The 25960-nt window shown below is 61.4% G+C and carries 24 protein-coding genes and 1 pseudogene; 17 read left to right on the top strand and 8 right to left on the bottom strand.

Translation table 11 applies throughout. The features are described from left to right. Positions 1-14 precede the first annotated feature (14 nt). The 3 genes from tauB to tauD are packed head-to-tail and all read left to right on the top strand — an operon-like array spanning position 15 to position 2545. The gene (tauB, locus tag I5961_RS01265) at positions 15-809 is read left to right on the top strand and encodes a taurine ABC transporter ATP-binding subunit (RefSeq protein ID WP_227234117.1); all 795 of its coding nucleotides are present in this window, start codon (positions 15-17) and stop codon (positions 807-809) included. Further along, on the top strand, positions 806-1645 hold the full coding sequence (gene tauC / locus I5961_RS01260; protein ID WP_085702739.1) for a taurine ABC transporter permease TauC: 840 nt from the start codon (positions 806-808) through the stop codon (positions 1643-1645). The genes tauB and tauC overlap by 4 nt, the downstream gene beginning before the upstream one ends. A gap of 57 nt (positions 1646-1702) precedes the next feature. Beyond that, positions 1703-2545: a taurine dioxygenase gene (gene tauD, locus I5961_RS01255; RefSeq protein WP_085698001.1), complete on the top strand. Its 843-nt coding sequence runs from the start codon at positions 1703-1705 to the stop codon at positions 2543-2545. A 160-nt stretch (positions 2546-2705) separates the two neighbouring features. On the opposite strand, the gene mgrA is transcribed toward tauD, so the two are convergent. From mgrA to I5961_RS01240, 3 genes and pseudogenes are all read right to left on the bottom strand, one after another. After that, positions 2706-3743, bottom strand: a complete 1038-nt coding sequence (gene mgrA / locus I5961_RS01250; protein WP_085702740.1) for an L-glyceraldehyde 3-phosphate reductase — start codon at positions 3741-3743, stop codon at positions 2706-2708. Positions 3744-3782: 39 nt separating this feature from the next. Next, positions 3783-5102 carry an LLM class flavin-dependent oxidoreductase gene (locus I5961_RS01245; protein ID WP_227234115.1) on the bottom strand — a complete coding sequence of 440 codons (1320 nt, stop codon included), beginning with the start codon at positions 5100-5102 and terminating at the stop codon, positions 3783-3785. Between the two features lies 1 nt (position 5103). Then, positions 5104-6096, bottom strand: a pseudogene (locus I5961_RS01240) (TonB-dependent receptor); the annotation flags it as partial. Between I5961_RS01240 and I5961_RS01235 the strand changes: the two are divergent. Further along, positions 5977-6939: a substrate-binding domain-containing protein gene (locus tag I5961_RS01235; protein WP_371917922.1), complete on the top strand. Its 963-nt coding sequence runs from the start codon at positions 5977-5979 to the stop codon at positions 6937-6939. The pseudogene I5961_RS01240 and the gene I5961_RS01235 overlap by 120 nt on opposite strands. 22 nt (positions 6940-6961) lie before the next feature. Here the strand turns inward: I5961_RS01235 and I5961_RS01230 are convergent, their stop codons facing one another. Continuing rightward, entirely contained in the window at positions 6962-7426 is a 465-nt protein-coding gene (locus I5961_RS01230; protein ID WP_371917921.1) for a type II toxin-antitoxin system HicB family antitoxin, read from the bottom strand. Next, a complete protein-coding gene (locus I5961_RS01225; RefSeq protein ID WP_065261145.1) occupies positions 7423-7605 on the bottom strand; it encodes a type II toxin-antitoxin system HicA family toxin in 183 nt (60 codons plus the stop codon). The genes I5961_RS01230 and I5961_RS01225 overlap by 4 nt, the downstream gene beginning before the upstream one ends. A gap of 268 nt (positions 7606-7873) precedes the next feature. Between I5961_RS01225 and I5961_RS01220 the strand changes: the two genes are divergently transcribed. Beyond that, positions 7874-8134 (top strand): hypothetical protein, encoded by a 261-nt coding sequence (locus tag I5961_RS01220; RefSeq protein ID WP_085697997.1) that lies wholly within the window; start codon positions 7874-7876, stop codon positions 8132-8134. Positions 8135-8158: 24 nt separating this feature from the next. Here the strand turns inward: I5961_RS01220 and betT are convergent, their stop codons facing one another. Beyond that, a complete protein-coding gene (gene betT, locus I5961_RS01215) occupies positions 8159-10120 on the bottom strand; it encodes a choline transporter BetT (protein WP_176247724.1) in 1962 nt (653 codons plus the stop codon). Between the two features lie 288 nt (positions 10121-10408). Then, positions 10409-11335 carry a serine O-acetyltransferase EpsC gene (epsC, locus tag I5961_RS01210; protein WP_227234114.1) on the bottom strand — a complete coding sequence of 309 codons (927 nt, stop codon included), beginning with the start codon at positions 11333-11335 and terminating at the stop codon, positions 10409-10411. A 190-nt stretch (positions 11336-11525) separates the two neighbouring features. Between epsC and I5961_RS01205 the strand changes: the two genes are divergently transcribed. The 12 genes from I5961_RS01205 to I5961_RS01150 all read left to right on the top strand — a co-directional run bounded on the left by I5961_RS01205 (position 11526) and on the right by I5961_RS01150 (position 23688). Further along, complete coding sequence (locus tag I5961_RS01205; RefSeq protein WP_085702744.1) at positions 11526-12530, top strand: D-cysteine desulfhydrase; 1005 nt, start codon at positions 11526-11528, stop codon at positions 12528-12530. A 312-nt stretch (positions 12531-12842) separates the two neighbouring features. Beyond that, complete coding sequence (tcyJ, locus tag I5961_RS01200) at positions 12843-13643, top strand: cystine ABC transporter substrate-binding protein (RefSeq protein WP_227234112.1); 801 nt, start codon at positions 12843-12845, stop codon at positions 13641-13643. Beyond that, on the top strand, positions 13643-14308 hold the full coding sequence (tcyL, locus tag I5961_RS01195; protein ID WP_011331947.1) for a cystine ABC transporter permease: 666 nt from the start codon (positions 13643-13645) through the stop codon (positions 14306-14308). Before tcyJ ends, tcyL begins: the two co-directional genes overlap by 1 nt. Positions 14309-14311: 3 nt before the next feature. After that, positions 14312-15061 (top strand): L-cystine ABC transporter ATP-binding protein TcyN, encoded by a 750-nt coding sequence (gene tcyN, locus I5961_RS01190; RefSeq protein WP_064382730.1) that lies wholly within the window; start codon positions 14312-14314, stop codon positions 15059-15061. Between the two features lie 456 nt (positions 15062-15517). Then, the gene (locus I5961_RS01185; protein WP_085697992.1) at positions 15518-16282 is read left to right on the top strand and encodes a hypothetical protein; all 765 of its coding nucleotides are present in this window, start codon (positions 15518-15520) and stop codon (positions 16280-16282) included. Between the two features lie 266 nt (positions 16283-16548). After that, entirely contained in the window at positions 16549-17790 is a 1242-nt protein-coding gene (locus I5961_RS01180; RefSeq protein ID WP_227234111.1) for an SfnB family sulfur acquisition oxidoreductase, read from the top strand. Between the two features lie 37 nt (positions 17791-17827). Further along, entirely contained in the window at positions 17828-19021 is a 1194-nt protein-coding gene (locus I5961_RS01175) for an SfnB family sulfur acquisition oxidoreductase (RefSeq protein WP_227234109.1), read from the top strand. Beyond that, positions 19021-20373 carry an LLM class flavin-dependent oxidoreductase gene (locus tag I5961_RS01170; protein WP_227234108.1) on the top strand — a complete coding sequence of 451 codons (1353 nt, stop codon included), beginning with the start codon at positions 19021-19023 and terminating at the stop codon, positions 20371-20373. Before I5961_RS01175 ends, I5961_RS01170 begins: the two co-directional genes overlap by 1 nt. A 69-nt stretch (positions 20374-20442) precedes the next feature. Beyond that, positions 20443-21252, top strand: a complete 810-nt coding sequence (locus I5961_RS01165; RefSeq protein ID WP_227234106.1) for a MetQ/NlpA family ABC transporter substrate-binding protein — start codon at positions 20443-20445, stop codon at positions 21250-21252. Between the two features lie 2 nt (positions 21253-21254). Continuing rightward, entirely contained in the window at positions 21255-22379 is a 1125-nt protein-coding gene (locus tag I5961_RS01160; RefSeq protein ID WP_227234105.1) for a methionine ABC transporter ATP-binding protein, read from the top strand. Then, positions 22369-23013, top strand: coding sequence for a methionine ABC transporter permease (locus tag I5961_RS01155; protein WP_065261159.1), 645 nt, complete (start codon positions 22369-22371; stop codon positions 23011-23013). The genes I5961_RS01160 and I5961_RS01155 overlap by 11 nt, the downstream gene beginning before the upstream one ends. Positions 23014-23061: 48 nt before the next feature. Beyond that, entirely contained in the window at positions 23062-23688 is a 627-nt protein-coding gene (locus I5961_RS01150) for a class I SAM-dependent methyltransferase (RefSeq protein WP_085697986.1), read from the top strand. Between the two features lie 3 nt (positions 23689-23691). Here I5961_RS01150 and I5961_RS01145 read toward each other — a convergent pair whose 3' ends face one another. Continuing rightward, the gene (locus I5961_RS01145; RefSeq protein WP_227234103.1) at positions 23692-25944 is read right to left on the bottom strand and encodes a glycoside hydrolase; all 2253 of its coding nucleotides are present in this window, start codon (positions 25942-25944) and stop codon (positions 23692-23694) included. Positions 25945-25960 lie beyond the last annotated feature (16 nt).

The following is a 25960-nucleotide window of genomic DNA, read 5'->3' as shown; positions in this document are numbered from 1 at the left end:
GGGAGTTAATTGCGATGGCCTTGCTACAGCTGGAGCGCATCAGCGCACAGTATCCCGGCAGCCCGGAACCGGTTCTGTCCGACATTTCCCTGACCCTCGGCCCTCGGCAATTGCTGGTGGCCCTGGGCCCGTCCGGCAGTGGCAAGACTTCGCTGTTGAACCTGATCGCCGGTTTCGTCGAACCGAGCGCCGGGCGCATCACTCTCGACAACGTGCCGGTCAAAGGCCCGAGCGCCGAGCGCGGCGTGGTATTCCAGGACGACGCCCTGCTGCCCTGGCAGGACGTGCTGGCCAACGTTGCCTTCGGTCTGGAGCTGGCCGGTGTGGCCAGAGACAAACGCGAACAGATCGCCCGGGAAATGCTGGCGCTGGTCGATCTTTCCGGTTTTGAACACCGTCGCATCTGGCAGCTTTCAGGCGGCCAGAAGCAGCGTGTCGGCCTGGCCCGCGCCCTCGCGGCGGACCCGCGTGTGTTGCTGATGGACGAACCCTTCGGCGCCCTCGATGCCTTCACCCGCGAACAGATGCAGGAGCTGTTGCTGCAAGTCTGGCAACGCACCGCCAAACCGGTATTCCTGATCACCCACGACATTGAAGAGGCGGTGTTCCTCGCCACTGACCTGATTCTGCTGGCGCCGAATCCGGGGCAGATCGTCGAGCGCCTGCACCTGGATTTCGGCAAGCGTTACGCCGCCGGCGAATCGGCGCGGGCGATCAAGTCCGATCCACGCTTCATCGAAACCCGCGAACACGTGCTGGCCAAAGTGTTCTCGCAACGCAGCGCCGTTCAACGGCAGGAGCGCGCATGAGCAGTTACGACGTTTCCGCCACCGCAGTGAAACCCGCCACCACGTCGGTGGCGATTCCCGTGCGCCGCAGCCTCAGCATCCGCTGGATCAGCCTGCTGACCCTGTTCGCGTTACTGGTGATCTGGTGGGCCGTCACGGCCACCGGCCTGATCGAGCCGCTGTTCCTGCCGCCACCATCTGCCGTGCTGCAAAAAGGCTGGTTGCTGGCGACCACGGGCTACATGGACTCGACGTTGTGGCAGCACTTGGGCGCGAGCCTGAGCCGCATCGGCCTGGGCCTCGGTTTCGCGATTCTGACCGCCGTGCCGGTGGGCATTGCCATCGGCGCCAATCGCATCGCCCGTGGCGTGCTCGATCCGCTGATCGAGTTCTACCGGCCGATTCCGCCACTCGCCTATCTGCCGCTGATCGTGATCTGGTGCGGCATCGGCGAGTTGTCAAAAGTGCTGCTGATCTACCTGGCGATTTTTGCCCCGATCGCGATTGCCACCGCCACCGGCGTGCGCACCGTCGACCCGGCCAAACTGCGCGCCGCGCAATCGCTTGGCGCCACCCGCGCACAACTGATCCGCCACGTTATTTTGCCCAGCGCCCTGCCGGACATTCTGACCGGTGTGCGCATTGGTCTGGGTGTCGGCTGGTCGACTCTGGTCGCCGCCGAATTGATCGCAGCCACCAGCGGCCTGGGCTTCATGGTGCAGTCGGCCGCGCAATTTCTGGTTACCGATGTGGTGGTGCTGGGGATTCTGGTCATCGCCCTGATCGCCTTCGCCATGGAAATGGGCCTGCGCGCCCTGCAACGCAAGCTGGTGCCGTGGCACGGCCAGGCCCACTGATTTTTCAGCACTGACTACCCCGACAGTTTCGGGGCCCCGGAATTGAAGAGAACCACCATGAGCAGCCTGAACATCACCCCGTTAAGCTCGGCCCTCGGCGCACAGATCAGCGGCGTCGACATCAGCCAGCCGCTGAACCTGGAACAACGCGACGCCATCGAGCAGGCGCTGCTCAAATACCAGGTGCTGTTCTTCCGCAATCAGCCGATCGAGCCGTCGCAGCAGGCGCGTTTCGCCGCCTACTTCGGCGATCTGCACATTCATCCGATCTACCCGAACGTGCCGGAACAGCCGGAAGTGCTGATCCTCGACACCGCCGTCACCGACGTACGCGACAACGCGATCTGGCACACCGACGTGACCTTCCTGCCGACCCCGGCCATGGGCGCGGTGCTCAGCGCCAAGCTGTTGCCGGAGTTTGGTGGCGACACGTTGTGGGCCAGCGGCATTGCCGCGTATGAAGCGCTGTCGGCGCCGATGAAGGCAATGCTCGAAGGGTTGACCGCTACGCATGATTTCACCCGCTCGTTTCCGCTGGAGCGCTACGGCAACACCCCGGAAGCACTGGCGCAGTGGGAAGCGGCGCGGCGCAAGAATCCCCCGCTGTCGCACCCGGTAATTCGCACGCACCCGGTAAGCGGACGGCGTTCGCTGTTCGTCAGTGAAGGGTTCACGTCGAAGATCAATGAGCTGTCGGAAACCGAGAGTGAAGCGGTGCTGAAGTTCTTGTTCGCCCACGCGACACGCCCTGAATTCACCATTCGCTGGCGCTGGCAGAAGGATGACATCGCGTTCTGGGACAACCGCGTGACCCAGCATTACGCGGTGGATGATTACCGTCCGGCGCGACGGGTGATGCAGCGGGCTACGGTGTTGGGGGATGTGCCGTTCTTTAAATAGGCACCGATCTTCCTGGTGCTTGAGCCGTCCTCTTCGCGGGCAAGCCCGCTCCCACAGGTACAGCGGCGTTCACAAGTTTTGTGTACGACTCGGCCCCTGTGGGAGCGGGCTTGCCCGCGAAAGCGTCAGAGCAGGCGCCGAATGACTCGGCGCCAGTCACTTATTCAGCCGTGGAAGGCTTCTCCCAAAGATTGATCCCGCCCTCCTGGGCAAACCGGTCAATTTCCGCCAGCTCCTGCGCACTGAAGCTCAGGTTCTTCAACGCTTCGACGTTCTCGATAATCTGCTCCGGCCGGCTCGCGCCGATCAGCGCCGAGGTCACTCGCGGATCGCGCAGCGTCCACGCCAACGCCAGTTGCGCCAGGCTCTGGCCACGACGCTTGGCGATCTCGTTCAGCGCCCGCACGTGAGCGATGTTGGCCTCGGACAAGTGCGAAGCCTGCAACGAACCACCGCCCGGACGATTGACCCGTGCATCCGCCGGCACGCCGTTGAGGTATTTGTCGGTCAGCAGACCTTGCGCCAGCGGAGTGAACGCAATCACGCCGGTGCCGAGTTCGTCGGTGGTGTCGAGCAGGTCCTTTTCCACCCAGCGGTTGAGCAGGTTGTACGCCGGTTGGTGAATCAACAGCGGCACTTTCCACTCTTTGAGCAACGCGGCGATTTCGCGGGTTTTCACCCCGGAGTACGACGAGATACCGATGTACAAAGCCTTGCCTTGCTGCACCGCAGTGGCGAGGGCGCTGGCGGTTTCTTCCAGCGGGGTGTCCGGATCGAAGCGGTGGGAATAGAAGATATCCACATAGTCCAGACCGAGGCGTTGCAGGCTCTGGTCGAGGCTGGCCAGCACGTATTTGCGCGAACCGCCGCCCTGGCCGTAAGGGCCGGGCCACATGTCCCAACCGGCCTTGCTGGAGATGATCAGTTCATCGCGGTACTGCTTGAAGTCTTCGCGCAGCAGGCGGCCGAAATTGGTCTCGGCGCTGCCGTAGGGCGGGCCGTAGTTGTTGGCCAGGTCGAAGTGGTTGATCCCCAGATCGAACGCGGTACGCAGCAACGCGCGCTGGGTGTCGATCGGCGTGCTGTCGCCGAAGTTGTGCCACAGGCCCAGGGACAGCGCCGGCAATACCAGACCGCTGCGTCCGACGCGGCGGTAAGGGATGGAGTCATAGCGGTTTTCGGCAGCGGTGTAAGTCATCGAATCCTCTCTTGTCGGTCTTGAATCGGGTGTCGATTGCTACGCAAATCTGTTGCCGGGCCGGGCGAGGCCAAGGTTCTGGCGCAAGGTCCGGCCCTCGTATTCGGTTCTGAACAGCCCGCGCCGTTGCAGTTCCGGAACCACGCCAATGGCGAAGTCTTCGAGCCCGCCCGGCAGGTGCGGCACCAGCACGTTGAAACCGTCCGCCGCGCCTTGCTCGAACCATTCCTGCAAGCGGTCGGCAATCTGCGCCGGGGTGCCGACGACGCTGTAATGCCCGCGACCGCCGGCGATTCTGCGACCCAATTCGGCCAGGGTCAGATGCTCCCGGCCAGCCAGTTCGGTCAGCAGTTTCTGTCGACTTTGCTGGCCGCTTTCAGTCAGCGGCAGTTCCGGCAGCGGCCCGTCCAGCGGGTACTTCGACAGATCGAAGTTGCCCAGCATACGCCCAAGCAGGGCGACGCCAACCTCGGGTTCGACCAATTGCTGAAACGTTTCACATTTTTCCTGCGCTTCGGCTTCCGTTTGTCCGACCACAACAAACACGCCGGGCATGATTTTCAGCGAATCGGCACTGCGTCCGTACTTCGGCAAGCGTCCCTTGAGGTCGGCGTAAAACGCCTGGGCGTTGGCCAGCGAAGTCTGCGCGGTGAACACCACTTCGGCCGTCTGCGCCGCCAGTTCACGCCTGGTTTCCGACGAGCCGGCCTGTACGATCACCGGCTGACCCTGTGGCGAACGCGCAACGTTCAACGGGCCCTTGACCCGAAAGTGTTCGCCGACGTGATCCAGCACATGCAGTTTTTCCGGATCGTAATACGCGCCGCTGGCCTTGTCGCGAATGAAGGCATCGTCCTGCCAACTGTCCCAGAGCCCGGTGACCACCTGATGAAATTCCCGGGCGCGGCTGTAGCGTTCGGCATGGCCGATGTGTTCATCGCGACCGAAATTCTGTGCTTCGGCGGCGTTGTCCGAGGTCACCAGATTCCACCCCGCTCGCCCGCCCGACAGGTGATCGAGCGAGGCGAATTTACGCGCCACGTGGTAGGGCTCGTTGTAGCTGGTGGTGGCGGTGGCGATCAGGCCGATGTGTTCGGTCACTGCGCTCAAAGCCGAGAGCAACGTCAGCGGTTCGAAGTGATCCGAACGGGCCATGCGGCTGGCGATGTCCTGGGTCGGGGCGGCAACACTGTCGGCGACGAACAAGGTGTCGAACTTCGCTGCCTCGGCAATTTGCGCCAGGCGTTTGTAATGGGCGAAATCCAGCCCGGCGTTGGCGGGTACGTCCGGATGCCGCCACGCAGCAACGTGGTGCCCGGTGGCCATGAGGAACGCGCCGAGTTTCAGCTGTCTGCTCATCTCAGAAGTCCTTGCGCAGTTGCACGCCGAAGTAGCGCTCGTCGTCGCGCGGCACAGCGCGGTAGATGTAGTTGCCACCGCTGGCGAGCAATGGCGAATACGTCTTGTCGGTGAGGTTCTTGCCCAGCAACGCCACGCGCCAGCCATTGGAGTAATCGGCCAGTGCCACGCTGGCGTTCCAGAGACCGTAGGCGCCCTGTTTGGTGTCGGCGTTCTGGCTGATGTCGTACTGCACTTCGCTCTGCCAGCTGTAGTCGGTGCCGAGTTCGATATCCAGGCCGTTATCCAGCGCGATGGTGTAGTCGGCCCGCACGTAGCTTTTCCAGTCCGGGCTGAACGGCAGCGGTTTGCCGTTGACGTTGCACGACGCCGCCGCACCGGCCGGGCAGGCGAACTCATCAATCCGGGCGCGGGTGTAGGCCAGCGCGCCGGAGAACTTCAGTTGCTGGGTCGCCTGCAGAGCGAAATCAAGTTCCACACCCTCGGTGCTGACGCTGCCGGCGTTGATTAGCCGAGTTACGACTTGCCCGGCGACGGTGTCGAAGAAGTTCGCCTGATAGTTGTCGTAGTCGCTGTGGAAAACCGCGAGGTTGGTGGTCAGGCGATTATTCCAGCTTGAGGCTTTGATACCCGCCTCCCAGGTGTTGGAGGTTTCCGGTTTCAGCGCTTCGGTGTCGCGCGGCTGCATGTTGAAGAACACGTTGTAGGCCGGGCCTTTGTAGCCGCGCGAGTAAGTCAGATAAGTGGTGACGGTATCGCTCAGGTCGTATTGCAAACCGAGCCGGCCGGACCAACCGTCCTCGTCCACCGAACCGGAACTCCTGGTGGCCGGTTGAATGCCGCTGACGGTGGTGGCGGAAGTGGAAACTCGACGGTGATCGTATTCCAGATCGTCGTGGGTGTAGCGCAGGCCGGCGATGCCACGCAAGTCCGAAGTGAAATTCAGCGTGCTCTCGCCGAACACTGCATAGCTGTCGCTGGTGGTGCTGTAATCGGCAACGCCGCGATCTGTGCGCGTGGTAGTGGTCAGCGTGCGCTGATAGGTCTCGTCATCCATGCCGTGCATGTAGAACAGGCCGCCGACGTATTCAAGGAACTTCATGGCTACCAACTGCTGCTGGCCTCGAGTTACTTCAGCGCGGAGCAAGAAGAAAACGCGGTACGGGCATTCCTCGGCTGGTCACCGGCGGCGCTGGTGGTGACCAGTCACTTCCACAGTCCGGGCACGGAAAAGATGCTCGCCGAAGCGGATATCCCGGTGATCGAGACCTGGGATTACCAACCGGATCGCGAACCGATTCAGATCGGTTTCTCGCACTTCGAAGTGGGGGTCAACGCCGCTCGTTATTTGCACGGCAAGGGCTATCGGCGAATCGCCTTCGTGCAGAACAGCGCGCCAGGTGACTTCAGCGCACTGGAACGCCGCGACGGTTACGCCGCGACCATGCGTGAATTCGGTCTGGAACCGTGGGTGTTCGCACCGGACGCCGATCACGCCCCGTTCGAGGCCGGCAAGCAAGGAATGGAAGCGCTGATGAACGCCTCACAACGCCCGGACGCCATCATCTTCGCCAACGACAACCTCGCCGCCGGCGGCCTGCTCGCCGGGCAACGCGCCGGCCTCAAGATCCCCGAAGACTGCGCCGTCCTCGGCTTCGGCGATTACCCGTTTGCCGAGATGCTGCTGCCGAGCCTGAGCACCATCAAACCGCCGGCGCTGGAGATCGGCGTACTCGCGGCGACGCGGGTGCTGGAAAGCCTGGGCGTGCTGCCGAGCGATGAGGTGCAGCGACTTAATTTGCTGCAATGCCAAGTCATCGAGCGAGAAAGTACCTGACCCAGAATTCTGTAAATCGGCCTTAAGCTGACAATTCACGCAAGGCAGCAGCAGCCAGAAATCCGGAGCGAGAGCTGTAACGCTGATCACGTCGTACAGTCTGGTCAATACGCTCCAGCAACTGCTCCGGGAGCGTAGCGTTGAAGCGCACCGACTTGCCGAAGTAGGGAGTGATATCAAACTCGACTACACCCCAGATACCGCCGGCGTAATCCGGATTCTCGAGATGGGCATCAATGTCCTGAACCCGAGGCAACGGTGCGCCATCAGCGACCAGTCCTTCATAGTGCAAGGCCAGTGCCTCCTGAGTGTTGTCAAATGCTTCGGCTACCGTAGTGCCTGCGGAGAAGCACCCGGGTACATCCGGGATAATCACTCCGTAGTCTGAGTCGGCATCCTTGTGCAGAACGACCGGGAATTTCATGTAAGTGAATCCTTCCTCTGACATGTCCATTAAGGGAATTTCGTTTCCAATGACGGGCTTCATTTCAAACCCGCCTGTTTCAAGATGCTGTTGATCGTTCCCTTGGGAAGATCTGAATCCGGATGCTTGATCGTCACCCTCCCTGGCTTGCCCGGATGTTTGTATTGGTGGTGACTGCCTTTGACGGCGACCAGATACCATCCATCCTCCTCGATCATCCTGATCATTTCCCGACTACGCATTTCCTTCGCCCCGTTCGACAGCAAGAGCTGCGTACTTTAAGAGCTGTCCTTCTTCATCAATACACACCATACACACTTGGAGAGATATTAGCCTAGTGGACAGGCGCGTGTTTAATCGCCAGATCGGCGGTGGACGCGCCCTGGCACACAGCTCTCATAAACAGATGTATACGTGGCGAAATGTGTCGATCAGCATGAGCCCGACAGCTGACCTATGCTCAACACGAGCAAAGCCAGGACGACTCCCATCCACTGGTAGATCCCGACCATGCACACCGCAATCATCATCTTCTTCGGCCTGATCCTGCTGGCGCTGATGTTCTACATCGGCGAGCGCATCGGCTTCAGTCGGCAGACGCTGGCCTATGGCTTCGCGGCGTTGTGGCTGGCGTTGACGGTGATCAACGGGGCGGTCGGCGTGGTGCACGCCGGGCAGACGCTGGGGTCGGAGATTGCGATCGGCAGTGCCGTGTTCGGCGTGCCGATTGCGGCGATGGTGTTGTTCATGGTGCTGAGCGCCGAGACCTGAAAACGTCCCGGCGCCCTGCCCCGATCAACGCACCAGATGCAGGAACTGCATGTGCCGTTCGTACTGGTCGAGGATGTCGTTGATGATCTGCTCTTTCGTGTAACCGACCAGATCGTAGTCCTGACTGCCCTCGCTCAGATGCACTTCGGCGCGGTAATAGCGGCGATTGTTGAGCTGCTTGGAGCCCATGCCACCGCGGGCGAACGAAGGAGTGAAGTAGCCGCGCATCTGCACCTGGTAGATGAAAGGGTGCTGCTCGCCGTGACCGATTTCCAGGCTGACGCTGTCGTGCGCCGGATCGGGTTGCGTAACGACATTGAGCCCTTTCTCGGCGAACACGGCCGTCACTTCCTCGATGGCCGGTTTCACCGTGGTGTCCATGAAGCGGTACACCTCGTCCCGCGACGGGAAGTGCACGGCCTGACTCAGGCGCTGACGCCAGCCGCCCTTGCCCCGCCGTGAGCCGGACACCGGCGCCAGCGAATGCAGTTGCGCGATCTGCTTCTGCGACTCCAGATAGAAGGCTTTGTGCAGGCCCCACATCATCAGCAGCAGAATCATCGAGAAGGGCAGCGAGGTCAGCACCACCGCCGACTTCAGCGCATCGATGCTGCCGGAGAACAGCAGCGCACTGGTGATCAGTGCGGTCATCGCGCCCCAGAACACCCGCAGCCATTTCGGCCCGTCTTCATCCGGGTTTCCGCCCTTGGCCGACAGGGTCGAGAGCACCACAGTGCCGGAGTCGGCAGACGTGACGAAGAACACGAAGCTGATAAACACCGTCACCGCAATGACGGTCTTGCTCCACGGGTAGGTTTCCAGCAACAGGTAGAGGGTCATCGACGGGTTGTCTAGGGCCGACATGCCCAGAGCCGACATACCGTGATTGAGCACCTGGTCGATGGCGCTGTTGCCGAAGATCGACATCCACGCCAGGGTGAAACCGAGCGGGATCAGCAGCACGCCGAAGACGAATTCGCGGATGGTCCGGCCACGGGAAATCCGTGCGATGAACAGGCCCACGAACGGCGACCATGCAATCCACCAGGCCCAGTAGAACACCGTCCAGCCGCCGAGCCAGTCGCTCGGTTTGTTGTAGGCGTAGAGGTCGAAACTCTTCATCGGCAACGCGCCGAGGTAGTCGCCCAGATTCTGGATCAGGGTGTTGAGCAGATGCTGTGTGGGGCCGGCGAACAACACGAACAGCAGCAGCGCGCAGGCCAGCAGCATGTTGATGTCGGACATGACCCGCACGCCTTTATCCACGCCGGAGACGGCCACGATGATCGCCGCGCCCATCATCAACGTAATCAGGCCGACCTGAATCCACTGGGTGTGAGCGATGCCAAACAGGTAATCCAGACCCGAGTTGAGATGGAGCACGCCGAAGCCCATGTCCGCACCGAGGCCGAACACCGTGGCGATGATGCCGAAGCCGTCCACCGCGTAACCGATGGGGCCATTGATGCGCTTGCCGATCAGCGGGTACAGCGCCGAACGCAGGGCCAGCGGCAGGTTGTGCCGGTAGGCGAAATACGCCAGCGCCATGCCGACGAAAGCGAACACGCCCCAGCCGTGCAGACCCCAGTGCAGAAACAGAATCTGCATCCCCTGACGCGCCGCTTCAGCCGTGCCGGCCTCGCCTTGCGGCGGCTGGATCATGTGGGTCAGCGGTTCGGACACGCAGAAGAAAAACAGCGTGATGCTGATCCCGGCGGCGAACAGCATGCCGGCCCAGGACAGGTAACTGAATTCGGGTTCGTCGTGGTCGGCACCGAGTTTGATCTTGCCGTAGCCCGACAATGCGGTGACCACCACGAAGATCAGATAGAGGGTCATCGCGAGCATGTAGTACCAGCCGACCGTGTTGGCCGCCCAGTTCTGCGCTTCGAGAAGCCAGGCGCCGGCCTGTTCCGGCATGGCGATGACCGTCAGGCCGAACAGCAGGATCACCGTTGCGGCGAACCAGAACACCGGTGGATTCATGCGCACCAGACCGCTGGCGGGGGTGGAGGATGCGCTCATGAACGGTGCACCTCACGGGGTTGGAAAATGGCTGAAATGATCGGACTCAGCAAAGGCAAGCCTCCTGTTGTGAGCGGGCAGCGAACCGCCGGTTTAACTTGAATGAACGTTCAAGTTAAACATGGATAGTACGCTCAGGACTAATCGCAGGGCTCAGCGGTACCTTTCGTACGCTAGCTCAAGGAGGGGTATGACGCTTTAGTGAGAGCGATCGTTCCCGCCTTGCGCGGGAACGATGAGGCGCAAGTGTTACTTCTGTGTCCCGTCATCATGCTGCAGATTGGCCTGGGTCAGGTTGCACCCGGCCGGCACGCTGCGGGTCAGCCAGACGTTGCCGCCGATGGTCGAGCCTTTGCCGATGGTGATCCGCCCGAGAATCGTCGCTCCGGCGTAGATCACCACGTCGTCCTCGACGATCGGATGCCGCGGATGGCCCTTCTGCAACTGGCCGTCCTCGTCCGCCGGGAAGCGTTTGGCGCCGAGGGTCACCGCCTGATAGATCCGAACGCGCTCGCCAATGATCGCGGTCTCGCCGATCACCACTCCCGTCCCGTGATCGATGAAGAAACTGCGGCCGATCTGCGCGCCCGGGTGAATATCGATGCCGGTTGCCGAGTGGGCGATTTCCGAACTGATCCGCGCCAGCAGCGGCAGGCCTGCGCTGTACAAATGGTGAGCCAGACGATGGTGGATCACCGCCAGAATCCCCGGATAGCACAGCAGCACTTCATCGACGCTGCGCGCCGCCGGATCGCCGTGATACGCCGCCAGCACATCGGTGTCGAGCAGACTGCGCAGGCCCGGCAGCGCCAGAGCGAAATCCTGAATGATCCTGGTGGCCTGCGCCTCGACTTCGCTGTCATCCCGGGCGCTGTGGCGGGCGACGTAACGCAGTTCAAGTCGTGCCTGGGCCAGCAACGCATTCAACGCAACATCGAGGGTGTGCCCGACGTAAAAATCTTCGCTCTCTTCACGCAGATCCACCGGCCCCAGCCGCATCGGAAACAGCGCGCCGCACAGGGCTTCAAGGATCTGCGCCATCGCATCACGGGACGGCAATTCGCGCCCGCCCTGCTCGCCGGAAGCACGGCCATTTTGTGCCCGCCACTGATCCCGCGCGGTACGCAGCTGGCTGACGATGGTCTGCAATTGCCAATGGCTGGAACGCTCGCTCACGGTAAAGACTCCTCACGGGCGGCCGGACTGTCTGGCCGCGTCAACGGCGACTACTTTACGGCAAGCCCACGGGCGCGAATTAAGAACCGATAGTGCTGGCCCAAGCACTTTTGGCTATAAGCGATTGGCGGTTGCCCCGGAAAATCGGCGTGCCTATAGTCCTGTGATCTTCCTCCGCCAGTACGGAACCATGTCCACACAACCGATCAAACAACAGCTGCAACGCTTTAACCGCCTCGACCTGCTCGGCCAACCGACCCCACTGGAAAAACTTGAACGCCTGTCCACCTGGCTCGGCCGCGATGTCTACATCAAGCGCGATGACCTGACGCCGCTGGCCATGGGCGGCAACAAGCTGCGCAAGCTTGAATACCTCGCCGCCGATGCCCTCGCCCAAGGCGCGGACACCCTGATCACCGCCGGCGCACTGCAATCGAACCACGTTCGCCAGACCGCCGCGCTGGCCGCGAAACTGGGCCTGGGCTGCGTGGCCCTGCTGGAAAATCCGCTGGGCACCGATGACAGCAACTACACCGGCAACGGCAACCGCCTGCTGCTGGATCTGTTCGACACCAAGGTCGAGCTGGTCGACAACCTCGATAACGCCGACGAACAACTGGCCGCCCTCGCCGTGCGCCTGCGCAGCAACGGCAAGAAGCCGTATCTGGTGCCGATCGGTGGCTCCAACGCCCTCGGCGCGCTGGGTTACGTGCGCGCCGGTCTGGAGCTGGCTGAGCAGATCAAGGACACCGGGCTGCAATTTTCCGCCGTGGTCCTGGCCTCGGGCAGTGCCGGCACCCACAGCGGTCTGGCGTTGGCGTTGAGCGAAGCCCTGCCGCAACTGCCGGTGATCGGCGTAACGGTTTCGCGCAGCGAAGAAGATCAGCGCCCGAAAGTCCAGGGCTTGGCCGAACGCACCGCCGACCTGCTGGGCGTGGCGCTGCCGGACAGCTTCAAGGTCGAGCTGTGGGACGAATACTTCGGCCCGCGCTATGGCGAGCCAAATGCCGGGACGCTGTCGGCAGTGAAGCTGCTGGCCAGCCAGGACGCGGTGCTGCTCGATCCGGTCTACACCGGCAAAGCCATGGCCGGGCTGCTCGACGGTATCGGACGCGGGCGCTTCGATGAAGGCCCGATCATCTTCCTGCACACCGGCGGCGCTCCGGCGTTGTTCGCTTACAAGGACTTTCTGTAATTCGAAGCGCGTACCGCAGCGCTCGTTCCCCACGCCCTGCATGGGAATGCAGCCCGGGATGCTCCGTGTCCCCTTTCAAAGGGGACGCGGAGCCAGGGAACACTCGCAAAACAACAACAAATATTCCAAAGAAGAATAACAAATTGAAAATTCATTATTTTCCATTCTAAAAGAGCCGGCATATAGTCTCGCCGCAGGCGAATTTCGCGAGAGACGCATAAGCTGCTTTAAGGCAGGATAGCGCTGTCGTCCAATTCCCGGATTCGCCAACTTTCCTTAAGCGTCTTCCATAAGAAAACACAGGGGCTTGTCATGATTCTTTCCGCACTACGTCGAAATCTGCTGGTAGGTTCGCTGGGCCTGGCACTGAGCGCCGGTCTGATCAGCAGCGCCGTTGCCGGTGAACAACTGCAACAGATCAAGGACAAAGGCGTTATCAACGTCGGCCTGGAAGGCACTTACCCACCATTCAGCTTCGTTGACGAGAACGGCAAGCTGTCCGGTTTCGAAGTCGAGCTGTCCGAAGCACTGGCCAAGAAGCTGGGCGTGAAGGCCAAGATCCAGCCGACCAAATGGGACGGCATCCTCGCGGCCCTGGAATCCAAACGTCTGGACGTCGTGGTCAATCAGGTGACCATCTCCGACGAGCGCAAGAAGAAATATGACTTCTCCGAGCCGTACACCGTTTCCGGGATTCAGGCGCTGGTGCTGAAAGACAAGGCCGCCGCGCTGAACATCAAGTCCGCCGCTGACCTGTCCGGCAAGAAAGTCGGCGTGGGTCTGGGCACCAACTACGAACAGTGGGTCCGCGCCAACGTGCCGGGTGCCGACGTTCGCACCTACGACGATGATCCGACCAAGTTCGCCGACCTGAACAACGGCCGTACCGACGCCATCCTGATCGACCGTCTGGCTGCGCTGGAATATGCCAAGAAAGCGCCGAAAACCGTCGCTGCCGGTGAAGCCTTCTCGCGTCAGGAAGCCGGTATTGCCCTGCGCAAAGGCGAGCCTGAGCTGCTGGCCGCCGTGAACAAGGCCCTCGACGAACTGCGTGCCGACGGCACCCTTGAGAAGCTGTCCACGAAATACTTCAACGCTGACGTCACCAAATAATGGAAGAGGCTTTCCAACTCGCACTGGACTCCGCGCCCTTCCTCTTGAAGGGCGCGTACTACACGGTAATCCTCAGCCTCGGCGGCATGTTCTTCGGCCTGCTGCTGGGCTTTGGCCTGGCGTTGATGCGCCTGTCGCGTTTCAAGTCGGTCAGCTGGCTGGCCCGCATCTACGTGTCGTTCTTTCGCGGCACGCCGTTGCTGGTGCAACTGTTCGTGATCTATTACGGCTTGCCGCAATTGGGCATGGAACTCGACCCGCTGCCGGCGGCGCTGATCGGCTTCTCGCTGAACATGGCCGCCTATGCCTGTGAAATCCTGCGTGCCGCGATCGGTTCGATCGAACGCGGCCAGTGGGAAGCCGCTGCGAGCATCGGCATGACCCGCGCGCAGACCCTGCGCCGGGCCATCCTGCCGCAGGCCATGCGCACGGCCTTGCCGCCGCTGGGCAACAGCTTCATTTCACTGGTCAAGGACACCGCACTGGCCGCCACCATTCAGGTGCCGGAGCTGTTCCGTCAGGCACAACTGATTACCGCCCGGACTTTCGAAGTCTTCACCATGTATCTTGCCGCCGCGCTGATCTACTGGATTCTGGCCACGGTGCTGTCGCACTTCCAGAACAAGCTGGAAGAGCGGGTCAATCGGCACGACCAGGAGTCCTGACCCATGATTGTCGTGGAAAAACTGACAAAGCAGTTCAAGGGTCAAGTCGTGCTCAACGGCATTGATCTGGAGGTGAAGGAAGGCGAGGTCGTGGCCATCATCGGCCCCAGCGGCTCGGGCAAGACCACGTTCCTGCGTTGCCTGAACTTCCTCGAAGAACCCACCAGCGGTCGGATCAAGGTCGGCGAGATCGAGATCGATACCAGCCGCCCGCTGAACCAGCAGCAGAGCCTGGTGCGCAACCTGCGCCAGCACGTGGGCTTCGTGTTCCAGAACTTCAACCTGTTCCCCCACCGCACCGCCCTGGAAAACGTCATCGAAGGCCCGATCGTGGTCAAGAAGACGCCCCGCGATGCAGCCATTGCCCTGGGCAAGAAGCTGCTGGCCAAGGTCGGCCTGGCGGGCAAGGAAGACGCCTACCCACGGCGCCTGTCCGGTGGCCAGCAACAGCGCGTGGCGATTGCCCGGGCGCTGGCGATGGAGCCGGAAGTGATCCTGTTCGACGAGCCGACCTCGGCCCTCGATCCGGAACTGGTGGGTGAAGTGCTGGCGACCATCCGCGGCCTCGCCGAGGAGAAACGCACCATGGTGATCGTAACCCACGAAATGGCGTTCGCCCGCGACGTGGCCAACCGCGTGGTGTTTTTCGATAAAGGCGTGATCGTCGAACAAGGTGAGGCGAAAGCGTTGTTTGCCAATCCGAAAGAAGAACGCACTCGACAGTTCCTCAGCAAGTTCAGAAACAACGGCTGAGCCGCTAACTTTCCTGAACACAAACTTCCATGGATGGAAGTTTTATTTACATCCTTCCTGCCAAAAACTTAATCAATCCATTGCGGTACATATATATGTCCTGCAACAGACCCGGCGTAATTAAATTCAGTGCCCTTCGAATAGCCAGCTACCCAAACCAATCGACGTCAGAACCGTCAAACCCGGCAAAATCCGTGGCCCGATTCGCCAAGCCGGATAGGTAGAGTGCTTTATCGATGTAGGAGCATTCTGATAAGTCCGTAATTCTTCAATTAAACAATCCTGTCCGTTGACATGCCATTCGGCGAACTTTTATCTAGTCACTCATCGCAACCCGCACATCACCAAGACCCAATACCGATCGGCCGAGAAGTCCTGTTTTTTATTACCAGGTCATTCTGGTCTTTTGAACTTTCAGAAACGGATTTCGCTGCAAGGCTTCAAGGAGAGGATTTCATGACCCGCACTTCGCACATCCCCGAACTGGCCGCGCCGCGCCTGGCGCCCTCGCAAACCAACGGCATCAACCTCGCGGCAGCGGCCCGCTTGCGGGTCGATGTACCGCCCTATCCGGACATGGACACCGGCGACTTGATCGAACTTTTCTGGAACAACTGCTATGTCGCCTCTCATGTGCTGACAGCGCAGGATGTCGCTGCCCCGGTCAGCCTGCGAGTGCCGGAAAGCTTCATCGCCAGCGGCTCGTCACGCATCCACTATCGGGTCATGCGGGTGGGTCACGGGCCATCGCTGTCGGCAGCCGCGCGGGTCACGGTGAAGCTCGACTGCCCCGGCGGGCAGCCTCCAGCGCTGTGTGGCGACGAGAACCAGCAACTTGCACCGGTGACATTGCCCGACACCATTCGCCGCAACGGCGTCAACGCGAACCAGATCAGACGCGGCGTGCCGCTGACCATCGAGCCGTATCTGAACATGGCCGAAGACGACGCCATCACCTTGCGCTGGGGCGATGTACGGATGGACCTGGCGCGCATCACCCCGGCCGACATCGGCAAGCCGGTCCAGGTCTGGGTGCCACCGGCGATCATCACCGAAGCCGGTGAAGATCTGCGGCTGGACGTCACCTACTGCATCCTCGACCGGGTCGGCAACAACTCGCGCTGGGCGCCGCCGCGAACGCTGAAAATCGGCTGCGTGAACCCTTACCTCAAGGTGCCGCTCAAGAAAACGCTGAAGGCAGCAGAGCCGCGAAAAAAATAAGCATCGATGATCGGCGAGGGACAACGTCCTTCGCCGCCGCACGCTTAACCAGACGGACCACGCCCTCTTCTATACATATTCCCAAAAGTTAGTTTATTTAAAATTTATACGCGATTAGGGTATATAAACCGGACCACCGGACATTCTTTCGTTCGCCGCACTTTTGCGGCGTCTTTCATGAGATGTGAGGTAGGTAACATGGTCCGGAACACAATCACCCCAGTGCAGATCGCCAGGGCATTGCGTGCAGTCAAGGAGCGGCACTGATGTCCAGTCTGGCAGACGCAAACGTCCAGAGTGACCTGGACATCGCCCCGTTGTTGTTGCCCGCGCAAGTGCTGCGCAACGACGATCAAGCCATCAAGGCCGCCCATGAACTGGCGCAAGTCGCTCGCGTGCAGGCCGCCCAACGTGACCGCCAGCGCAAGCTGCCATGGTCGGAAATCGAACAGTTCACCCGCAGTGGTCTGGGCAGCATCGCCATCCCGCGCGAGTTCGGCGGCCCGCAGGTTTCCTTCGTCACCCTGGCCGAAGTGTTCGCGATCATTTCCGCAGCCGACCCGGCGTTGGGACAGATCCCGCAGAACCAGTTCGGCATCATCAACCTGATCCTCGGCAGCGCCACCGAACAGCAGAAAAAACAGCTGCTGCAGAGCGTGCTCGAAGGCTGGCGCATCGGCAATGCCGGACCTGAACGCGGCACCAGGGACACCCTGGAACTGAAAGCGCGCATCAGCGCCGACGGCGATGACTACGTGATCAACGGCCAGAAGTTCTATTCCACCGGCGCCCTGTTCGCCCACTGGGTGGCGGTCAAGGCGCTGAACGATGACGGCAAGCAAGTCCTGGCCTTCGTCCGTCGCGGTACGCCGGGATTGCGCATCGTCGATGACTGGTCGGGTTTTGGCCAGCGGACCACCGCCAGTGGCACGATCCTGTTGAACAACGTGCGGGTCGATGCCGGCCTCGTGGTGGACAACTGGAAAATCAACGAAAAGCCCAACACCCAGGGCGCAGTGTCGCAGCTGATTCAGGCAGCCATCGACGCCGGCATCGCCCGTGGCGCCATCGATGACGCCATCGAATTCGTCAAGACCCGCGCCCGGCCGTGGATCGACGCCAGGGTCGAGCGGGCCAGCGATGACCTCTACGTGATCGCCGACATCGGCAAACTGAAAATCGAACTGCACGCCGCCGAAGCATTGCTGCGCAAGGCCGGGCAAGTGCTGGATCAGGTGCACGCCGCGCCACTGACCGCCGAATCCGCCGCCCGCGCTTCGATTGCCGTGGCCGAAGCCAAGGTGCTGACCACCGAGATCTCGCTGCTGGCCAGCGAAAAACTTTTCGAACTGGCCGGCAGCCGCGCCACCCTCGCCGAATTCAACCTCGATCGTCACTGGCGCAACGCCCGGGTCCACACCCTGCACGATCCGGTGCGCTGGAAGTACCACGCGGTCGGCGCTTATTGCCTCAACGGAAAACTTCCGGCTCGCCATTCCTGGATCTGACGACCAGAACACTTTGACCAGATCTCTGGAGAAACACATGACTCTTTCCCACCCCGTCGCGGTCATCACCAGCGACGAGCAAGCCCTGATCGTCGCCAGCGACCTGGCCGAAGATTTCCAGCGCGACAGCAACCTGCGCGACCGCGAACGCCGGCTGCCGCTGCCGGAGCTCGACGTGTTTTCCCGCTCCGGCCTGTGGGGCATCAGCGTGCCCAAGGAATACGGCGGCGCCGGCGTATCCAACGTGACCCTGGCCAAAGTCATCGCCCTGATCGCCCGGGCGGACGGCTCGCTCGGGCAGATTCCACAGAACCATTTCTATGCCCTGGAAGTGCTTCGGGTGAATGGCAGCCACGAGCAGAAACAACGCCTGTACGCCGAAGTCCTCGCCGGCCGGCGCTTCGGCAATGCCCTGGCAGAACTGGGCACCAGGACCGCCCACGACCGAGTCACCAGCCTCAAACGCGACGGCAGCGGCTATCGCATCAACGGCCGCAAGTTCTATGCGACCGGCGCGATCTACGCCCAACGGATTCCAACGTCCGTCGTCGATGAAAACGGCGTGCAGCAACTGGCCTTCGTCCCGCGCGACAGCAAAGGCCTGACCGTGATCGACGACTGGAGCGGCTTCGGCCAGCGCACCACCGGCAGCGGTTCGGTGGTGTTCGAAGACGTGTATGTCGCTGCCGAAGATGTCATCGCGTTCCAGAGTGCTTTCGAACGCCCGACCCCGGTCGGCCCGCTGGCGCAGATCCTTCACGCCGCCATCGACACCGGCATCGCCCGCGCCGCTTACGAAGATGCGCTGCACTTCGTGCGCAGCAAGACCCGGCCATGGATCGATTCGGGCAACGACAAGGCCACCGAAGACCCGCTGACCCTCAAGAGTTTCGGCTATCTGAGCATTCGTCTGCACGCCACCGAAGCCTTGCTCGAACGCGCCGGCGAATTCCTCGACACTGCCCAGGCCGAAACCAACGCCGAGACGGTCGCAGCAGCCTCGATTGCCGTCGCCGAAGCACGGGCGATCAGCACCGAAATATCCCTGGCCGCCGGCAGCACGCTGTTTGAACTGGCCGGCAGCCAGGCCACCCTGATCGAGCACGGCCTCGACCGTCACTGGCGCAACGCCCGGGTGCACACCCTGCACGACCCGGTGCGCTGGAAGTATCACGCGGTGGGCAATTACTACCTCAACGATGAAAACCCTCCGCTGCGAGGGACCATCTGATGAGCAAGAAAAAGATCCTGCTCAATGCGTTCAACATGAACTGCATCGGCCACATCAACCACGGCTTGTGGACTCATCCACGCGACACCTCGACCCAGTACAAGACCCTCGAATACTGGACCGAGCTGGCACAGCTGCTGGAGCGCGGACTGTTCGACGGGCTGTTCATCGCGGACATCGTCGGCGTGTACGACGTCTATCAGAACTCGGTGGACATCACCCTGAAAGAGTCGATCCAGTTGCCGGTCAACGACCCGCTGCTGCTGGTGTCGGCGATGTCTGCGGTGACCAAAAACCTCGGTTTCGGCCTGACCGCCAACCTCACCTACGAGCCGCCGTATCTGTTCGCCCGCCGCCTGTCGACCCTCGATCACCTGAGCCGTGGACGGGTGGGCTGGAACATTGTCACTGGCTATCTGGACAGCGCCGCCAAGGCCATGGGCCTGAGCGAACAGGTCGAGCACGACCGGCGTTACGACCAGGCCGACGAGTACCTCGAAGTGCTCTACAAACTCTGGGAAGGCAGTTGGGAAAACGGCGCGGTACTCAACGATCCACAACAGCGGATCTACGCGCAGCCAGACAAGGTGCACAAGGTCGAACACAAGGGCGAGTTCTATCAGGTCGAGGGTTATCACCTGTGCGAACCGTCGCCGCAGCGCACGCCGGTGCTGTTCCAGGCCGGCAGTTCGCAGCGCGGTCTGCTGTTTGCCGGACGTCATGCCGAGTGCGTGTTCATCAGCGGTCAGAACAAGCCGTCGACCAGGGTGCAAGTAGACAAGGTCCGTGCCAGCGCCGTCGAAGCGGGTCGCAACCCGGAGGACATCAAGGTGTTCATGGGCCTGAACGTGATCGTCGGCGAGACCGAAGAAGCGGCCTGGGCCAAGCACGCCGAATACCTGAGCTACGCCAGCGCCGAAGCGGGTGTGGCGCATTTTTCGGCGTCCACCGGGATCGATTTTTCCCGGTACGAAATCGACGAGCCGATCCAGTACGTCAAGAGCAACGCGATCCAGTCCGCCACCACGAACCTGCAGAACAACGACTGGACCCGGCGCAAATTGCTCGACCAGCACGCCCTCGGCGGGCGCTACATCACCGTGGTCGGCTCACCGCAACAAGTGGCGGATGAGCTGGAATCGTGGATCGCCGAGACCGGTCTGGACGGCTTCAACCTGACCCGCATCGTCACCCCGGAAAGCTATGTGGATTTCATCGACCTGGTGATTCCCGAACTGCAACGGCGCGGCTCGTACAAGACCGCATACGACACCGGCAGCCTGCGGGAAAAACTGTTTCACGGCGAAGCGCACCTGCCGCAGCAACACACGGGCGCCCACTACCGACACTAACCCTTGCACCGATCGTTCCCACCTCCGCGTGGGAGCGATCAGGCTGAATCAACTGACTGGAAAACCACCATGACCAAGAAACTGCTCTCCCACCCAGTCAAAGCACTGGCCCTGGCCTTCGGCCTGTTCAGCTCGGCGGTGTTCGCCGCCGATGCGCCGTTGAAAATCGGCACCACCGCCGCGTTCGCGATTCCGCTGGAAGCGGCCGTCGAAGAAGCCTCCAAACAGGGCCTGAAAGTGGAACTGGTGGAGTTCACCGACTGGATCGCACCGAACGTCAGCCTCGCCGCCGGTGACATCGACGTGAACTACTTCCAGCACATCCCGTTCCTGGAAAACGCCAAGGCCGCTTCCGGTTTCGACCTGGTGCCGTTCGCGCCGGGCATCATCAACAACGTCGGCCTGTACTCGAAGCAATACAAAAGCTTCGACGAACTGCCTGAGGGCGCCAGCGTCGCCATCGCCAACGACCCGATCAACAGCGGACGCGGTCTGCAACTGTTGGCCAAGGCCGGTCTGATCACCCTGAAACCGGGTGTCGGCTACAAGGCCACCGAAGACGACATCGTCGTCAATCCGAAGAAGATCAAGATCCTCCAGGTCGAAGCCGTGCAACTGGTGCGCGCCTACGACGACGCCGATCTGGTCCAGGGCTACCCGGCCTACATCCGTCTGGCGAAGACCTTCGATGCCGGCTCCGCGTTGCTGTTCGACGGCCTCGACCACAAGGAATACGTGATCCAGTTCGTGATCCAGCCCAAGACCAAGGACGACCCGCGCCTGATCAAGTTCGTCGACATCTACCAGCATTCGCCGGCCGTTCGCGCGGCGCTGGATAAGGCCCACGGCAAGCTGTACCAGGCCGGTTGGGAAAGCTGAGGATGACGGCAGCCATTCAACGGCGACTGGATCTTCCAGAGTCACCCGCGCTTGCGCAGCGCACCGAACTGCATCCCGAACTGAACCGCGCCCATGTGCGTTTCGTCGGGCTCGGCAAAACCTACGACGGCAAACAAGGCCCGGTCGCGGCCCTGCAAGGCATCGACCTGGCAATCCAGCGCGGTGAAGTGTTCGGCATTATCGGCCGCAGCGGCGCCGGCAAGTCATCGCTGATCCGCACCATCAACCGCCTCGAACAACCGACCTCGGGCCGGGTGCTGATCGATCAGGCGGACATCGGCGAGTACGACGAAGATCGCCTCGTCGCCCTGCGCCGGCGGATCGGCATGATCTTCCAGCACTTCAACCTGATGTCAGCGAAAACGGTGTGGCAGAACGTCGAACTGCCACTGAAAGTCGCCGGCGTCCCGAAGGAGCAACGGGAAAAAAAGGTTTGCGAACTGCTGGAGCTGGTGGGCCTGCAAGCCAAGCACAAGGCGTATCCGGCGCAGTTGTCGGGCGGGCAGAAACAGCGCGTCGGCATTGCCCGCGCGCTGGTGCACGACCCGGACATTCTGCTGTGCGACGAAGCCACCTCCGCCCTCGATCCGGAAACCACACAGTCGATCCTCGGCCTGCTGCGCGAGATCAACAAACGCCTGGGCCTGACCATCGTGCTGATCACTCACGAAATGGCGGTGATCCGGGAAATCTGCGACCGCGTCGTCGTTCTGGAACATGGCCGCATCGTCGAACAGGGTCCGGTCTGGGAAGTGTTCGGCAACCCGCAGCACGACGTCAGCCAGACATTGCTCGCGCCACTGCAACATGCCTTGCCCGAAGAGTTGCAGAGCCGTTTGCAGGCGCAACCGTCTTCGTCCGATGCGGCCGTGGTGCTGCGTTTGCAGTTCACCGGCAGCCAGCAGGATGAACCGGATCTGGCCGCGCTGTTCGCCGCCCTCGGTGGTCGGGTGAAATTGCTGCAGGGGGGCGTGGAGCGGATTCAGGGCCATGCACTCGGACAATTGCTGCTGGCAGTCGCGGGATCGAAGCTGAACGCCGAGGAACTGCGTCAGCGTGCGGGCCAGTGGGCACAAGGCACGGAGGTGCTGGGTTATGTGGTTTGATCGCTTGCTGCAGGGTTTCATCGACACGTTTCTGATGGTTGGCGTGTCATCGCTGATTGCATTGCTCGCCGGGATTCCCATGGCAGTGATTCTGGTCACCAGCGACAAGGGCGGCATCTACGAGGCGCCAGTGCTCAATCGTGCGTTGGGTGCTTTCGTGAACCTGTTTCGCTCGATTCCGTTCCTGATTCTGATGGTGGCACTGATCCCGTTCACCCGGCTGATCGTCGGCACCACCTACGGTGTCTGGGCGGCCGTTGTGCCGCTGACCATCGCGGCCACGCCGTTTTTTGCGCGGATTGCCGAAGTAAGCCTGCGTGAAGTCGACCACGGCTTGATCGAAGCCGCGCAGGCCATGGGTTGCCGGCGCTGGCACATCGTCTGGCATGTGCTGCTGCCCGAAGCGCTGCCGGGCATCGTCGGCGGGTTCACCATTACGCTGGTGACGATGATCAACTCATCGGCAATGGCCGGAGCGATTGGCGCCGGCGGTCTGGGCGACATCGCCTATCGCTACGGCTATCAGCGCTTCGACAGCCAGATCATGCTGACCGTGATCGTGCTGCTGGTGGCGCTGGTGGCGGTGATTCAACTGGGCGGCGACCGTCTGGCGCGAGGGTTGAACAAGCGCTGAATCCCATGGCGTATAGTCGGCAACATCCATTGCCAGCGCAGCCCGACCATGAAACAGACGCCTATCGATCTGGAACAGATCACCTCCACTACCCTCGGCCACTACAACGCGGTGGCCGAGGATTTTCGTGAAGGCACCCGCGACCATGATGTCAGCCAGAACATCGACGCCCTGCTGCGGCATATTCAGGCTGAAGGGCCGCTTTCCATTCTCGACTTCGGCTGCGGGCCGGGCCGGGACTTGCAGACCTTCACACGAATGGGTCACATCGCCGTCGGCCTCGACGGCGCGGAAAAATTCGCGCAGATGGCTCGAGAGGACAGTGGCTGTGAAGTGTGGTGTCAGGACTTTCTGAAGCTGGATCTGCCGGCAGAACGCTTCGACGGAATCTTCGCCAATGCGGTGCTGTTTCATGTGCCGTTGCAGGAATTGCCACGGGTGTTGAAGCAGTTGCACGGGACACTAAAACCGGGGGGCGTGTTGTTCAGCTCCAATCCTCGCGGGGACAACCGTGAAGGCTGGAACGGGCCGCGTTATGGCTCGTACCACGATCTGGAGGCATGGCGCGGGTTGTTGACCGCTGCCGGATTCGTGGAACTTGAGCATTACTACCGGCCGGCAGGGTTGCCGCGGGAGCAGCAGCCGTGGCTGGCGAGTGTCTGGCGCAAAACCTGAAACTCAGGGCCTCGCCTCAATCTGAAACCGGGTCGGCGCACTTGCGGGTGAACGCACCGTAAGGCTCCGCCCGGGCAGCGTCTGCCCCTGTACTTCACGCGCCTGAATATCAAAATTGGCCAGCAATCGCGTGCCGTCTTCAAAGGAGGTCTGCTGAACCAGCCGGTCCGCGCTCAACCATTCGAAACCGGTGAGCGCCTGGGTCGCCAGACGTTCATGCAAAGGCCGGAAGAACGCATCCTGACGGGCAATCTGCGGCAATCGCTGTGCAAGCGTGTCAGCACTGAGGTGATACAGCGGCGCAACGTTGTAGAGCAACTGTGCGAGTTCGTTGTCCGCCCTTACATTGGTCAGTTTCAGACTATCGAACAGCCAATGGTGGGACGTGATGACCGACCCATGGAACACCGCCTGATACAACGGCAAACGGCTGGCCGGGTCAAAGTGAATACGCCGCAAAGACTCTTTGATCGGCACAGGTTTGAAGAAAACCTCTGGCTGCTCCGGCGGATACCACTTGCCTGCAAAGTACCTGGATTCGGGGTTCTTGCTCATTTCGACGTCACCCCAACCGATCACCGGGGTCTGCATGCCATGGGTGAACAACACGCCTTGCGCGGTCGTTGCGTTGCCATCCTCTGAACCGGTGGGCAGTTTCAACACTTCATTGATCCAGCGTGATGCCCCGATGTTGCCTTCGGCATTCTGGGCCTGGGTCATCGTTGCCCCGGGTCGGTAGCTGTCGAACAGCATGCCGGTGGCATAGGCATCGAGAAACCAGCTGTTGAAACCGGCGGCGTCGCGAATCGCCGCGACCCGCTGTTCAAGCAACGGCCGCACGCAACGGGGATCGGTGTAATGCCCCGATTGCTGGAAGCCGCTTTTCAGCGTTCCGTCGCTCTTTACGACTGCGCATTCAAGATTTGCCTTGTCCCCCAGATGGGCCGTGGTCCAGTCAGGGTTTTCATTGCGGCTCAGCGCCGTTTCATAGGAGTCATACGGTGCGATCAGATAACCCGCCGCCACGCCGGCCTTGATCGCCTCGGGGTGCCACAGGCCACCTTCCCAGCCTTCGCCCAATCCCAACCACAGACGCAACAGACCGGCATTCTGTACTTGCCTGATCGTTTCCAATGACAAGGTGCTGCCCCAGCGCTCGGGCTCGGGGGTCAGCGCTTCACCGAGTGAAGCAGCCACTTGCGCGCGCACATCAGCGTAACCGCTCGCCAGAGCCTGCATGTCCGGCACGGCACGGGCCTGCCAAGTCTTGCGCGCCAGCGTATTCAAGGCGTGGTTGAGACTGCGCAGAAGCACTTTTTTCTGATAACCGTTCAACACCGTGCCACTGGCAAGGATCTGCAACGCCTCATGATCCATTCCCGCTTTCAGTTCACGGATCAACGCATCACCCCCGCGCAAGGTGTCGAGCAGCAAGGGCCAACTGCGTACATCCCTGGCGCCCAGCAGGTCGTTGCCCCACAGGTACAGATGACTGGCGCCCAACAGCCGCTTCGCCTCAGGTGTTTTTTCGAATTTGCTGTTCAAGCTTTCATGGCGACCGTTATCGATCAGCCACTGCCGGTAGCGTTTGGCGCCAGCCAACGGGTCGGCCGCCCCGAGAAACAGGGTGAATGTCATTGGTGTGGACGGCTCGAGCGGGGTGAAACGATGCCGGGCGGACAGTGCCAGAGCCTTGCCCTGGTCGCTGAACAGCAGCCGATTGTTGTAGGGATTGGTCATCAGCCAATGCAGGCTGAACCCGTCATGTTCAACCCCCCAGAGCGGCAAGCTCAGATCCTGAGTGGTATTGAATTCCCCCTGACTCAACAGAAAGGCCTGCCATACCGGATCGCCACGCGGCACATAGTGCCCCTCGGCCAGAGGCCAGATCAGCGCCTTGCCCAGCGCGCTGGCAGGCTGATGGAGAAATTCCAGTTCTGCCGGCTCACGCGCCTTGATCGAGAAGGACAGATCACGTTGATCGAGCGTGGCGCTGAGGGTCCAGGCCCCGTCATCCCATTGCCAGTCGATGCGGTTGTCGCGTCTGCTCAACTGACTGACTTTGTGTGGGGCAATCCCCGCCGATGCCTGCACCGTCTCGCCGCCGGCCGGGGTGACACGGACAGCCAGCGTTGCAGGATCGAGTTGCACGCGCCACAGCGAGTTTTCCAATGACGTGTCGGCCCATGACAGGGATGAAACGCACAATCCGGCAATCAGCAATAGCGCGCGCAGCCAGCGAATAACGGTAGACATCAGACGTCCCTTCTCC

This window comes from Pseudomonas sp. IAC-BECa141 (assembly GCF_020544405.1).
GTDB lineage: Bacteria > Pseudomonadota > Gammaproteobacteria > Pseudomonadales > Pseudomonadaceae > Aquipseudomonas.
Note: the sequence above shows the minus strand (reverse complement) of the source record. Positions and strands in the feature narration are given on the sequence as shown.